A 13126-nucleotide genomic window follows, 5' to 3' on the forward strand; every position below is an offset into this window, starting at 1 on the left:
GATCAGGGCTTACATGAGGCGCGTTTTAATGACATTCTGAATGGCAACCTTCAGCGCGACATTCCGCGTACCTCATCTCGTCGACTCTCGTCGAAAGGCTGTTCATGCCCCCCTCCTTCCCGTGGCGACGCCGAGTCACGGCCCTCGCCGTGGTGTCGACCGCGCTCGCCTCCGGCGCCGTCTCCGCGTCGGCCGCCCCGTCGGTCTCCGACGCCGATCTCACCCTCACGATCGAGTCCTCCGAGGACGGCCACGGTCCGTTCACCCCGGGGGACGACACCCCGGGGGCGGACTCCTCCGCGAACAACGGACGCGTCCGGACGGCGGACGCCGTCACGTGGTCGGTTCTGCTCGGGGCCCGTTCGGGCCGAGCCGACGACGTCGTGCTCGAGCTCGACGCCGTCTCGGGTTCCGTCTTCTCCGACCTGCCCGACCAGTGCGGCGCGGGTTCCCGGGTCACCCCCGAGCACCTCACCTGCCGCATCGGGTCTCTCGAGCGAGGACTCCTCGCCATCCCGATCGTGACCTGGGTGCCCCAGACCGCTCCGGCGAATTCGATCGCCGCCGTCGCCGGGCAGCTGGCCGCGGCGGATTCCGTCCCCGTCCCCGCGACGTCCGACGACGTCGTCGTCAGTGCCGCCCCCCGGTGGGACCTCGCGGCGTCGACGGTCGTGCCGGACTTCTCCGAGACGGTCGGGCCCGACGGCGTCACGCCGGGGTTCCGCATCGTCTATCCGGTGCTGCTGCACGGCGACGGGCTGCAGCCCGAACAAGGCACCCTCGGGCTCGAGTCCCTCGGGGGCGGCATCTCGTTCGTCGACGACGTCTCGAGGATGTACGGCTCGAACAGCAGTCCGGCGGTCCTGTCACCCCTCGACGACGCACCCGCCTGCGGGCTCAACACCGGACAGGTGGCCGGGGCACCGGGCGGTCGCGGCGGTGGGACGGACGCCGTGGTCGACTCCGGCGAGTTCACGTGCACGCAATCCGGTCCGGGTGAACCCGTCACGGTGAGCATCGCCGGCATCGATTCGTCCCTGGCCTCCGTCCCGTCTCGGTCCGTCTCGGGCACGCCCATCACCGGCGGCGTCAAGCCGTACGTCGTCTCCGGCTACGTGAGCCTGTGGGTGCCGCGACCCGCGGCGGGCGACTCCTTCACGGCCCGCAACGTGTACAGGGATCTCGTGGCGTCCTCCGTCTCGGGGCAGTCCAACTACCTCGACGGCTCGGAGCCCTGGAACAACAACGTGGTCGACCGGAACATCGGCGAGTTCACCGGCCTTCAGGGCTCGCAGCGGTACTTCGGAGCCGAGCAGGGCACGGCCACGACCTGGAACGCCTCGGGCAAGTACGACCAGCCCTACGTCACCCCCGGCCAGGACCTCGTCATCCGGGGCACCTTGCGCAACGCCGGCACGACGACCTGGTCGGGCACGAAGCTCTGCACCGTCTTCGACCGGGACGTCCAGTCCCTCCGGCAGGTCGGAGCGAACTGGGCCGTCTCCTCGGTCCGCGCCACGACCGGTCGCCCCGCCTTCGCCGCGTTCGGTGCCGACGATCCTTCTGACCTGCGGGACGCCGAGTGCGGCTCCGGCGACGACTGGTACGACGACCCGACCGACGTCCCCGGTGGCCCGGAGGCCGTCGGCAAGGTGGTCTGGTCGTTCGACCACCCCGGAGACGCGACCATCGGCTTCAACGTCTTCGTCTCGCTGCACGACGACCTCCCCGATCTGCAGCGCGTCCGATCCTTCACGAGCGTGCAGCGGGTGACCGACGGACCGTGGGTGAACGACCGCAACCCGGCGGACGAGGCCAACGGCGGCTGGGCGGACTTCCTCACGATGACCGCAGACCTGGCCCGGGTCACCACGAAGGTCGTCGACCCGGGGCACGATGCGGACGACACCCCCGACGCGACCCGTTTCGCGCGCGCAGGCGAGACCGTGACGTTCGCAGTCTACCCGACGGTCACGAACGCCACCGGGAACGGTCTGCCGGGCGACCTCCTGGTCACCGACCTGCTGCCACCGGGTGCGTCCTACGTCGAGGGCAGCGCCTCCCGTCGGCCGGAGTCCGTCGTCGACGAGACGGGTGCCGACGGTGTCCTCCAGCAGCGCATCACCTGGCGCTTCCCGGACGTCCGCCCCAACGACGTCCTGCCGGCCGTGACCTTCGACGTCGTCCTCGGGGCGGCCGTCGGCCCCGTCGTCTCGACCGCCTCCGTGGTGTGGGACCGTGACGTGTCCGACGACCCCCGCAAACAGGCGACCCGGGGGCTCCATGTCCTGGCCGGGGCGGGCTTCAACGTCGGCGAGACCGTCGACGCGGAACGACACGTCCTCGGAGACGAGGTGACGTTCACCCTGCGCTACCAGAACCTGGCGCCGACCGACATGAGCTCGTCCGCCCTGGTGGCCGTCCTGCCCCACGATGCCGACGGTCGGGGAACCGCCGTCGGAACACGCGTCGAACTGGTCGGGCCCGTCGCTGCAGCATCGAGCCGCGAGGAGGTGCGATACACGGCGGCCGCCGCGTCGAGCGTCCCGAGCGACCCCGGCGACGACGGACCCACCTGGTGCACCGTCGACCTGTTCGGGTCGGTCGGCTGTCCGTCGTCATGGGCCGAGGTGACGGCCGTGCGCATCGACACCGACGACGCCGTGGCACCGTCACAGATCGTCCGGCACGACCTGGTGGTCCGGGTGGCCGAGAGTGGTGCTCGAGACGCCGTCCTGGCCTCCGACTTCACTCTTCGCACGCCCGACATCTCGACCGCCCTGTCGTCCCAGGTGGTCTCGACGACGTTCGTGTCGGGCTCGATCGGCGACCAGGTGTGGGCCGACGTCGACGGCGACGGACTCCAGGGCGACGAGCCGGCAGTGGCCGATCTGCACCTCGTCCTGACCGGAGTGGACGATCGGGGCGACGACGTCGACCGCGAGACGACGACGGATGCTGAAGGTCGGTACGAGTTCGACGCGCTCCGGCCCGGCACGTACGTCCTCGACGCCGGTGCCGCGAGCCGTGTCTGGACCTCAGCACATCAGGGCGACGATCCCCGGCGAGACTCGGACGTCGACGAGAAGGGCCGGGCCACGGTCCGCATCGACCGGGTCGAGGATTCCGACGGCGACCTGGTGAGCGTCACGTCCACGTCGGACGTCGACGCCGGCCTGATCCCCGACCTGCCCGTGATCGACCCCCCGGTCACCGAGCCTCCGGGCGACGAAGACCAGGGTGATTCCGGCGACACCACGACGCCCGGAGGCGCTGGGCCGGTGGACGCCTCCGACTCGGGATCGGGTCCGACCCCTGCTCGGCTCGCCTTCACCGGCACGTCGGCAGCCCTCCTCGCGGGCGGTCTCACCCTGGGCATCGCTCTGCTCGCCCTCGGGGTCCTGACGGTCCGCCGACGCCGACTCGAGAGGTGATGCGACGCGGGGTCGGGTGCGACACACGAAGCACCCGGCCCCGCGGTGGTCCGAACGGGCCATGCGGTGGTCCCCGGAGCTCCTCGGCACGGGGCACGAGGCACAGCACCCGTCGGTAGGCTGATGACGCAGCCCGAACCAGACCACGGTCACCGATCGAAGGAGATTCCATGCCCGTCGCAACCCCCGAGCAGTACGCCGAGATGCTCGACAAGGCGAAGAACAAGGGCTTCGCCTACCCCGCCATCAACGTGTCCTCGTCGCAGACGATCAACTCCGTGCTGCAGGGCCTCACCGAGGCGGGCAGCGACGGCATCATCCAGGTCACCACCGGCGGCGCCGACTACTTCGCCGGCCACACCGTCAAGAACCGTGCTGCGGGGGCCATCGCCTTCGCGAAGTTCGCGACCGAGGTCGCGAAGAACTACCCCGTGACCGTCGCCCTGCACACCGACCACTGCCCGAAGGACGCCCTCGACGGCTTCGTGCTGCCGCTGATCGCCGCCTCCGAAGAAGAGGTCCGGGCCGGTCGCAACCCGCTGTTCCAGTCGCACATGTGGGACGGTTCGGCCGTCCCGCTCGATGAGAACATCTCGATCGCCCAGGACATGCTGAAGCGCACCAAGGCGATCAACGCCATCCTCGAGGTCGAGATCGGCGTCGTCGGCGGCGAAGAAGACGGTGTCCAGCACGAGGGCACCAACGACGCGCTTTACACCACGGTGGGCGACGTCACCCGCGTGGTCGAGGCGCTCGGCCTCGGCGAGCACGGCCGCTACATCGCTGCGCTCACCTTCGGCAACGTGCACGGCGTGTACAAGCCGGGCAACGTCAAGCTGCGACCCGAACTGCTCGGCGAGATCCAGCAGGGCATCCAGGAGAAATTCGGCACGGCCGACAAGCCCCTCGAACTCGTCTTCCACGGTGGCTCGGGATCGTCCGACGCCGAGATCGCCGAGGCCGTCTCGAACGGTGTCGTGAAGATGAACCTCGACACCGACACGCAGTACGCCTTCAGCCGTTCCATCGCCGACACGGTCCTGAAGAACTACGACGGCTTCCTCAAGGTCGACGGCGAGGTCGGCAACAAGAAGCAGTACGACCCCCGCGCCTGGGGCAAGGTCGCCGAGACCGCCATGGCCGCCCGCGTCGTCGAGGCGACGAAGCAGCTCGGGTCGTACGGTCAGTCGGCGAGCTGACCCGCGCCTCCTGGTCGCACGACGAAGCCCCCGAGCGAGTGCTCGGGGGCTTCGTCGTCGAGACGTGCGGCGAGGATCAGTTCGACCCCGAGAAGTAGTCGTTCGTGAAGCTCTGCATCGCTTCGGCGAAGGCTGGATCGCCCATCAGGATGGCCGCCGCTCCGAACCCCTGCACGAGACCGAAGACGACACCGGCGACGAGGGGCACGACGAATCCGAGACGCCCGGCGCGCAGCCGCCGGAGGGTCCACCAGGTCGAGACGGCGAAGAGCGCCACGGCCAGAACGGCCATGACGACACCGAAGGTCTGCAGCGCGGCCGACGAGCCGAACCCCGAGAGATCGAGCCCGAACGTCTCGAACTGGGCGAGCTGCGTCGTCGCGTAGCCGGGCACGCGGGCGACGGCCTGGATCGCTCCGAAGGCCCCCAGCCCGATCAGGGCGAACGTCGCCACCCGGTCGATGCGGCGCCCGGTCGTGAGCGCAGGAGGCGCGGTGCGGGTCTCGTCACCGGGGCGGACGTCGGTCGAGACCGCGGGCCGCGCGTCCTGGTCGGCGACCCGCGCCTCCTCGGCGCTGTCGGCCTCGGCCGTGACCGGATTCACCCAACCCTCGGGGGCGTACTCGCCGTAGCGCGGCTTCGGACGGTCGTCGGTCATCGGGTGCGACCGCCGAGGCCGCGCGCGTCGACCTGGCCCGTCGCGTCTTTCCGGAGTTCTTTCGGGAGCGAGAACATCAAGTCCTCTTCGGCCGTGACGACTTCTTGGACGTCGACGTAGCCGGCGTCGGACAGGTCGGCCAGCACCTCGTCGACGAGGACCTCGGGCACCGACGCGCCGGAGGTGACCCCCACCGTCTCGACGCCGTCGAGCCACTCCTGCTTGATCTCGTTCGTGTAGTCGACGCGGTAGGCGGCCTTGGCCCCGTGCTCGAGGGCGACCTCGACGAGACGCACGCTGTTCGAGCTGTTCGCCGAGCCGACGACGATGACGAGATCGGCGCCCTGGGCGACCTTCTTGATCGCGACCTGGCGGTTCTGCGTGGCGTAGCAGATGTCGTCGCTCGGCGGGTTCTGGATGCTCGGGAAGCGCTCGCGCAGACGACGCACGGTCTCCATCGTCTCGTCGACGCTGAGGGTGGTCTGCGACAGCCAGACGAGGTTGTCGGGATCGGCGACGACGAGGTCGTCGACCTCGCCCGGGTTCTGCACGAGGGTCGTACGGTCCGCCGCGTGACCCATCGTGCCCTCGACCTCTTCGTGCCCGGCATGGCCGATGAGGATGATGTGACGGCCCTGGTTGCCGAAGCGGACGGCCTCGCGGTGCACCTTCGTGACGAGCGGGCAGGTCGCGTCGATGGCCTGCAACTCGCGATCGGCCGCACCCTTCACGACGGCCGGCGAGACGCCGTGCGCGCTGAAGACGATGTGCGACCCCTGGGGGACCTCGTCGACCTCGTCGACGAAGATCGCTCCCTGGCTCTCGAGGGTCGCCACGACGTGGACGTTGTGGACGATCTGCTTGCGGACGTAGACGGGAGCACCGTAGTGCTCGAGCGCCTTCTCGACCGCGATGACGGCTCGGTCGACGCCGGCGCAGTACCCGCGAGGTGCCGCGAGCAGCACCCGCTTGCGTCCGTTGACGGGGGTATCCTTTAGCCTGTTCCGCACCGCAGGAACACGCGGTGTCGGCAGGTCGATGGCGAGGGCGCCGTTGGAGATGTGGCTCACCCGACGAGTCTAGGTGTGCCGGACTGGTCACGTACTGGGAGCGACCGCACGAACGGTCGATCGCCCCGGGCCGTCGCTCGTCCTGCCGGTGTCGACCACCCCCTCGAACGGAGCTCCATGACGATCGTTCCCCCTCCTCCCACGGCCGAGTCCCCGTGGCCCGTCGGGCTCCTCGCGAGCAAGGTGCGCGACTGGATCGATCGTCTCGGCACGGCCTGGGTCGAGGGCGAGATCACCCAGTGGAACGTCTCCGGGGGCAACGTCTACGGCAAGCTCCGCGACCTCGAACAAGACGCCACCGTGTCGTTCTCCATCTGGTCCAGCGTGAAGTCGCGGGTGCCCGCCGACCTCAAGCAGGGCGACCGCGTCATCGCCGCCGTCAAGCCGAACTACTGGGTCAAGGGCGGCAGCCTCACGATGCAGGTGTTCGACATGCGTCACGTCGGGCTCGGCGACCTCCTCGAGCGACTCGAACGCCTCCGCCGCCAGCTCACGGCAGAGGGGCTCTTCTCCCCCGAGCGCAAGCGGGCCCTGCCGTTCCTGCCCGGATGCATCGGCCTGGTCACCGGCAAAGACAGCGACGCCGAGAAAGACGTCCTGCGCAACGCCCAGCTGCGGTGGCCCTCGGTCTCGTTCCGGGTGGTTCACGCGGCGGTGCAGGGCGACCGCATGGTCGGCGAGGTCACGGCGGCGATCCAGCGTCTCGACGCCGACGACGAGGTCGACGTCATCATCGTCGCCCGAGGCGGGGGCGACTTCCAGAACCTGCTCGGCTTCAGCGACGAGGGACTCGTCCGCGCCGTCTCGGCATGCACGACACCGGTCGTCAGTGCGATCGGGCACGAGGCCGACCGGCCGCTGCTCGACGACGTCGCCGACCTGCGTGCGTCCACACCCACCGACGCCGCCAAACGGGTCGTCCCCGATGTGACCGAAGAACTGTCGCGCGTGCAACAGGCGCGCACCCGCATCGGCGTGCGTCTGACCTCGCTGGTCGCCACCGAGATCGACCGACTCGAACAGATCCGCAGCAGGCCCGTGCTCGCCTCACCCCAGACCCTCGTCGACGTCCGGGCCGACGAGGTCGTCCGGGCGGTCGCACGGGGTGAAGAACTCGTCGGGCGGGCCGTCGAGAGGGCGCACACCCGGGTCTCCGAGCTCACGGCGCAACTGCGCGCCCTGTCGCCGCAGGGCACGCTGCGCCGCGGCTACGCGATCGTGCAGCTTCCGTCGGGCGGCGTGCTGCGCTCCCCCGACGAGGCCCCCGCCGAGACGCGCCTCCTCGTGACCACCGACGGAGGCGCGGTGGGCGCCGTCAGCACCGGCGCCTCCTCCCCAGGCTCCGACGCGGCGGGCGACTCCTCGCCCGTGGCGTCTGCCGCGTCCGCCGTCAGCACCCCTCGTTAGGATCGTCCCGTGGACACCACCCCGACCAGCACCCCGCCCGACGTCTCCTCGCTCAGCTACGAGCAGGCCCGCGACGAGCTCGTGTCCGTCGTGAACGAACTCGAGCAGGGCGCCTCGACCCTCGAACGCTCGCTCGCCCTCTGGGAACGCGGTGAGGCACTCGCCCGGCGCTGCGAAGAGTGGTTGATGGGGGCGCGAGAGCGCCTCGAGGCAGCCCGCCGCCAGGTGTCCGCCGAATGACCTCCCCTTCCGACGGCGGCCGCCGGGGCCCGCGACGTCCTCGTGAGCCCCGCGTCGTCGCCGAACTCGGCCGACCCGAGACCCCTGACGAGACCGCGGCGCGCAAGGCCGAGAACACCCGCAAGCACTACGCGAACCAGACGGCGATCAACCTGACCCTGTCGATCGTCGCCTCGCTCGGCATCGTGCTCTTCCTCGTGCTCGTCGTGGTCCGCCCGAGCGGCACCGTGAATCGTCAAGAGATCGACTACGTGCAGGTCGCGGCACAGGCCCAGGCGAGCGTCGACACTCCCCTCGCCGCACCTCCGCTGCCCGACGGGTGGTCGTCGAACGCGGCCGAGGTCCGGTCGACCACCCGCGACGACGTGCCGACCTGGTACGTCGGGCTCATCACCCCCGACCAGCAGTTCATCGGCCTCGAACAGGGCATCGACGCCAACCCGACCTGGGTCAGCCTGCAGGTGCAGAACGCCGCGGCGACGTCGACCCGGTCGATCGGCGGTCTCACCTGGGACGTCTACGACCGGCGTGACGCCGACGACCCGGGCAACTACGCCTACGCCCTGACCACCACGGTCGACCGCAGCTCGTACGTGCTGTACGGCACGGCCGACGACTCCGAGTTCGACGTCCTGGCCACCTCCCTGGCCGAACAGATCTCCAGCCAAGAAAGCGAATGACGTGACCCGACACGACCCCGCCGCAGGTGTGCCCGCCGCCGCTGCCCCTTCCGAGAACACGGCGGCGACGCCCCGACGCACGGACGTCCCCGCACCCGCGACGGCGACCCGGTCCGAGCCGGGGACGGCGTGGAGCCGCATGGTCGACGGCAACCACCGCTTCGTCGAAGGGGCGCCGCGCCATCCTCATCAGGACAGCGACCGGCGGTCGTCGCTCGCCGCCGGGCAAGAACCCGTCGCCGCCCTCTTCGGCTGTGCCGACTCGCGACTCGCCGCCGAGATCATCTTCGACGTCGGCCTCGGTGACCTCTTCGTCGTGCGCAACGCCGGCCAGGTGGTCGGCGACACGGTCATCGCCTCGCTCGAATTCGCCGTCTCGGTGCTGCACGTCCCCCTCATCGTGGTGCTCGGCCACGACAGCTGCGGTGCCGTCGCCTCGGCCATCGACTCGATCGGTTCCGATGCCGCCCCCGGGTCGGCGTTCCTGGGCGGGCTGATCGACATGATCATGCCGTCGGTCGAGCGTGCCCAGCTCGATCTCGAGAACGGTGCCGACCTCGACCCCCGCACGGTCGGCCAGTTGCACATCGAGGCGTCCGTCCGCACGCTCGTCGACCGGTCCGCCCTCATCGCGTCCGCCGTCGCGGACGGTAAGTTGGCCGTGGTCGGCGCGAACTACGACCTCGCCAACGGGCGGGTCGACCCTTCGGTCGTCGTCGGCCGACTCTGAACCGAGTCGGGGCGAACGCTCCGACGCCCCGCGCCCTCGACGGGCGCAGCAGCCCGGCAGGGCCCGAGGAAAGGACCACGACGTCGTGACCACATCCGAGACCGAGTACCGCATCGAGCACGACACGATGGGCGAGGTGCGCGTTCCTGCATCGGCGCTCTACCGTGCCCAGACACAGCGTGCCGTCGAGAACTTCCCCATCAGCGGGGCCGGCCTCGAGCCCGCGCAGATCGTCGCGCTGGCTCGCATCAAGCGGGCGGCCGCCCTGGTGAACGGCGAGATGGGCATCATCGACCGACCCGTCGCCGACGCGATCGTGTCGGCCGCCGACCAGATCATCGCCGGCAGCCACCACGACCAGTTCCCGGTCGACGTCTACCAGACGGGCAGCGGCACCTCGTCGAACATGAACATGAACGAGGTGCTCGCCACCCTCGCCGGCACGGTCGACGGCGTCGCCGTCCACCCCAACGACCACGTCAACGCGTCGCAGTCGTCGAACGACGTCTTCCCGACCTCCGTCCACGTCGCGGTCACGGGTGCGCTGCTGCACGACCTGATCCCCGCCCTGGACCACCTGGCCATCGCCCTCGAGAAGAAGGCCTCGGCCTGGTCCGACGTGGTGAAGGCAGGCCGCACCCACCTGATGGATGCCACGCCGGTCACCCTCGGCCAAGAGTTCGGCGGCTACGCACGGCAGATCCGTCTCGCGATCGACCGGGTGCAGAGCGCCCTCCCCCGCGTGGCCGAGGTCCCCCTGGGCGGAACGGCCACGGGGACCGGCATCAACACTCCCCAGGGCTTCCCTCAACGGGTCATCGCCGCCCTCGCGGACGACAGCGGACTGCCCGTCACCGAAGCGCTCGACCACTTCGAGGCGCAGGGCGCGCGCGACGCGCTCGTCGAGGCCTCCGGTGCCTTGCGAGTGCTCGCCGTGAGCCTCACGAAGATCAACAACGACATCCGGTGGATGGGTTCGGGGCCCAACGCAGGCCTCGGCGAGCTGCACATCCCCGATCTGCAGCCCGGATCGTCGATCATGCCCGGCAAGGTCAACCCGGTCATCCCCGAGGCCGTGCTCATGGTCTCGGCACGGGTGATCGGCAACGATGCGACGATCGCCTGGGCCGGCGCGTCCGGAGCCTTCGAGCTCAACGTGGCGATCCCCGTGATGGGCACGGCCCTGCTCGAGTCGATCCGCCTGCTCTCGAACGCCACCCGCGCCCTGGCCGACAAGACCGTCGACGGGCTCGAGGCCAACGTCGAGCACGCCCGTGCCCTCGCCGAGTCCTCTCCCTCGATCGTGACGCCGCTCAACCGGGTCATCGGCTACGAGGCGGCGGCGAAGGTGGCCAAGCACGCGGTCGCCCAGAAACTCACCGTCCGCGAGGCCGTCGTCGACCTCGGGTTCGTCGAGCGGGGCGAGGTCACCGAGCAGCAGCTCGACACCGCACTCGACGTGCTCAGCATGACCCACCCGGGCTGAGCCCCGCCCGGCGGGGCGCCCTGCTCTGCCCTGCCGGGCTGAGCCTGACGCGCGGCGCGCCCAGCTCTGCCCTGACGGGCTGAGCCCAAAGCGCGGCGCCCAGCCCGCGCGGCACCCAGCCCGGTCCGGCACCCTGCCCGCGCGGCGCTTCGTCCGGGTCGCCCCGTCAGGGTCGCCGCTCTGTCCGGGTCGCCGCCGCGGCAGGATCAGCAGCCCATCGGGCGTCTCCGACCGGGACGTCGCCGATCGGCGTCGCGCCCGCAGCACGTCGAGGGGGCGCGCGTCCGTCGGTGACGGACCCGCGCCTCCTCGACGTCTCGGTTTCTCCTCTTGCTCTCCTCGTCCTGTGGCCGCAGTCGAACCGCAGCGCGAACGTCACAGCAGCGTCACGACGGCACCGATGCTCACGTCGGCCGAACGGCCGGCAACGACACACCAGAACGCCGCGAGCAGGCACGGCCCGAAGGGGACGCCCCGACCCGGCGGTGCCGAATCTGCCGCTGGACGCGACCGTGACCGTCGCGACCTCGTGCCGAACGTCCGAACGCCGGCCACGCCGATGGCCAGCGTTCCGGCAAGACCCCAGAAGGCCAGCAGAGCCGTCACGTCGCCCGTCGACAGGAGACCGGTCAACACGGCCCCGAGCTTGACGTCCCCCATGCCCATGCCGCCCGCGAGGGCGGCCAGCAGACCGAACACAGCGGCGCCCAAGGCGAGGGCCAGGCTCGTCACCGCCTGGGCGGGGTCACCCCCGGCGACGCGCAGAGCCGTCGACACAGCCCACGCACCCGCGGCCACTCCGACCAGGACGTTCGGTAGTCGACGTTCGGCGAGGTCGATCCGGACCAGAGCCGGTGTCACGGCCGCGACTCCGAGAAATCCGACGAGCGTCACCGCCCCCACGAGAGGGTCGGCATGAGGCGTGGCGGCCGTGGCAGCGACCGCGACCGTCGACAGTGCAGTCACGGCGACTGCTTCGCGTGCCTGCGTGCGCTCGGGCAGCGGCCCGCCACCGCCTCGAGCTGCTCCCCCGTCCACCGAGCGCGTCCCGTCCGGCGAGCCGCCCCCGTCCACCGAGCGCGTCCCGTCCGGCAACATCGTCCCGTCCTGGAGACCGTCCGACGAGGTCATGACGCCCCCGATGTCGAAGCCGTCCCCGGTCCAGGCGGACCCGGGGGCGAGGCGCGTGCTCGAGCCGGCCGAACCAGATGCCACGGGCGTCGCCCCCGTGTCCGCCGGACACCAGGACGGCGGGCACGTCCGCGGGGCTCGACGAGACGGCGTCGAGGCCGTCGGGCATCCCCGAGCACCGTGTGGACGGCCTCGACGACGAGCGGTCGATGGTCGCGCACCATCTCGTAACTGGCTCGAAGGGCGGTCCGACCCTGGATCGTGATGGCCAGGTCCTTCAGCCGATCTGCGTCGAACGTGTCGCCGTGCCAGCTGCGGCCGTCGAGTTCGAGGGCGACGACACCGTCGACGACGACGTCGATGCGACGACGATCCCCCGGGCCGACCCGGGTCTGCGACTCGACCCGGTGTCCCAGACAGACGAACGTCACCCGCATGACGCTCTCGATGAAGCTCTCGCTCCGAGCGTCGGCCCAGTCGACGATGCCCCTCACGTCGGCCGGTGCCCCCGCAAAGGCCTCGTGCAGTCCGACGACCGAGAAGTGACCGCTGGACAGCGCCCAGTCCAGCAGGGCGACCGCCTCGTCGAGAGGTGCGGCCACGACGGCGTCCACCAGAGCGGTTCGAAGGGGTACGGCCCAGGCCGCCCGGCGTGCGTCGTCCACCGCGTGTTCGTCCTCGTCGGGGTGACGGGACGCCGTTCCGGGTGACGGACGAGGGGGCACCCGCCCGTCGGCACGCCACCGGACCGTCGCGCCACGCCGTGGCCGGAGTCGTGACGCCCCAGGGGGCACCACGACGCTGAGGGTGGGAGCGGCCGTCCACATCCACGCCCCGAGCAGGGCCAAGAGCGACGCCCCGGTCAACCTGCCCCCGATGCGCACGGCCTCGTACCTCGCATCACCCGGCGGGAAGGTCGTGTACCAACCTCGACGGGCCCGATGCACGTGCCCGAAGCGCACGGCTGCGGTGAGCATCCGGTCGGTGGCTCCGAGGGCGACGAGATCCCGCTTGTGGAGGACGCCGCCGGCATTCCTGACGTGGGTCGCGATCTGCTGCATGCCCACAGGGTGACGCGACCCGCGCCTCCT

11 protein-coding genes are annotated in these 13126 nt (G+C 70.7%); 8 read left to right on the forward strand and 3 right to left on the reverse strand.

The annotated features are described in order from the left end of the window. Nucleotides 1-104 precede the first annotated feature (104 nt). Complete coding sequence (locus BIV04_RS13555; protein ID WP_071256809.1) at nt 105-3434, forward strand: SdrD B-like domain-containing protein; 3330 nt, start codon at nt 105-107, stop codon at nt 3432-3434. A gap of 170 nt (nt 3435-3604) precedes the next feature. Further along, entirely contained in the window at nt 3605-4633 is a 1029-nt protein-coding gene (gene fbaA / locus BIV04_RS13560; protein ID WP_071256811.1) for a class II fructose-bisphosphate aldolase, read from the forward strand. Between the two features lie 76 nt (nt 4634-4709). Here fbaA and BIV04_RS13565 read toward each other — a convergent pair whose 3' ends face one another. Together BIV04_RS13565 and BIV04_RS13570 are read right to left on the reverse strand one after the other, a co-directional pair. Beyond that, nucleotides 4710-5291, reverse strand: coding sequence for a DUF6264 family protein (locus BIV04_RS13565; RefSeq protein WP_071256812.1), 582 nt, complete (start codon nt 5289-5291; stop codon nt 4710-4712). Continuing rightward, nucleotides 5288-6361: a 4-hydroxy-3-methylbut-2-enyl diphosphate reductase gene (locus BIV04_RS13570; protein ID WP_082454523.1), complete on the reverse strand. Its 1074-nt coding sequence runs from the start codon at nt 6359-6361 to the stop codon at nt 5288-5290. The genes BIV04_RS13565 and BIV04_RS13570 overlap by 4 nt, the downstream gene beginning before the upstream one ends. Nucleotides 6362-6478: 117 nt before the next feature. On the opposite strand from BIV04_RS13570, the gene xseA reads away from it, so the two are divergent. The 5 genes from xseA to BIV04_RS13595 all read left to right on the forward strand — a co-directional run bounded on the left by xseA (nt 6479) and on the right by BIV04_RS13595 (nt 10904). Beyond that, nucleotides 6479-7768: an exodeoxyribonuclease VII large subunit gene (gene xseA / locus BIV04_RS13575; protein ID WP_071256813.1), complete on the forward strand. Its 1290-nt coding sequence runs from the start codon at nt 6479-6481 to the stop codon at nt 7766-7768. A 9-nt stretch (nt 7769-7777) separates the two neighbouring features. Continuing rightward, the gene (locus BIV04_RS13580; protein WP_043597840.1) at nt 7778-8008 is read left to right on the forward strand and encodes an exodeoxyribonuclease VII small subunit; all 231 of its coding nucleotides are present in this window, start codon (nt 7778-7780) and stop codon (nt 8006-8008) included. Then, nucleotides 8005-8688 carry a DUF4245 domain-containing protein gene (locus BIV04_RS13585; RefSeq protein ID WP_071256816.1) on the forward strand — a complete coding sequence of 228 codons (684 nt, stop codon included), beginning with the start codon at nt 8005-8007 and terminating at the stop codon, nt 8686-8688. The genes BIV04_RS13580 and BIV04_RS13585 overlap by 4 nt, the downstream gene beginning before the upstream one ends. Before the next feature lie 139 nt (nt 8689-8827). Then, a complete protein-coding gene (locus BIV04_RS13590) occupies nt 8828-9418 on the forward strand; it encodes a carbonic anhydrase (protein WP_071256910.1) in 591 nt (196 codons plus the stop codon). Between the two features lie 85 nt (nt 9419-9503). Continuing rightward, entirely contained in the window at nt 9504-10904 is a 1401-nt protein-coding gene (locus tag BIV04_RS13595) for a class II fumarate hydratase (RefSeq protein WP_255364296.1), read from the forward strand. A gap of 375 nt (nt 10905-11279) precedes the next feature. Here the strand turns inward: BIV04_RS13595 and BIV04_RS13600 are convergent, their stop codons facing one another. Next, the gene (locus tag BIV04_RS13600; RefSeq protein ID WP_143048705.1) at nt 11280-12119 is read right to left on the reverse strand and encodes a prepilin peptidase; all 840 of its coding nucleotides are present in this window, start codon (nt 12117-12119) and stop codon (nt 11280-11282) included. Nucleotides 12120-12217: 98 nt separating this feature from the next. On the opposite strand from BIV04_RS13600, the gene BIV04_RS16860 reads away from it, so the two are divergent. Further along, nucleotides 12218-12745 (forward strand): hypothetical protein, encoded by a 528-nt coding sequence (locus BIV04_RS16860; protein ID WP_143048706.1) that lies wholly within the window; start codon nt 12218-12220, stop codon nt 12743-12745. Nucleotides 12746-13126: the final 381 nt, after the last annotated feature.

It is taken from the genome of Frigoribacterium sp. MCBA15_019 (assembly GCF_001864945.1).
Lineage (GTDB): Bacteria > Actinomycetota > Actinomycetes > Actinomycetales > Microbacteriaceae > Frigoribacterium.

Bases quoted from the DNA above. Each gene is read 5' to 3' on its own strand.
- BIV04_RS13555 (WP_071256809.1), top strand. From the start codon at position 105: ATGCCCCCCTCCTTCCCGTGGCGACGCCGAGTCACGGCCCTCGCCGTG.
- BIV04_RS13565 (WP_071256812.1), bottom strand. From the start codon at position 5,291: ATGACCGACGACCGTCCGAAGCCGCGCTACGGCGAGTACGCCCCCGAG.
- xseA (WP_071256813.1), top strand. From the start codon at position 6,479: ATGACGATCGTTCCCCCTCCTCCCACGGCCGAGTCCCCGTGGCCCGTC.
- fbaA (WP_071256811.1), top strand. From the start codon at position 3,605: ATGCCCGTCGCAACCCCCGAGCAGTACGCCGAGATGCTCGACAAGGCG.
- BIV04_RS13590 (WP_071256910.1), top strand. From the start codon at position 8,828: ATGGTCGACGGCAACCACCGCTTCGTCGAAGGGGCGCCGCGCCATCCT.
- BIV04_RS13585 (WP_071256816.1), top strand. From the start codon at position 8,005: ATGACCTCCCCTTCCGACGGCGGCCGCCGGGGCCCGCGACGTCCTCGT.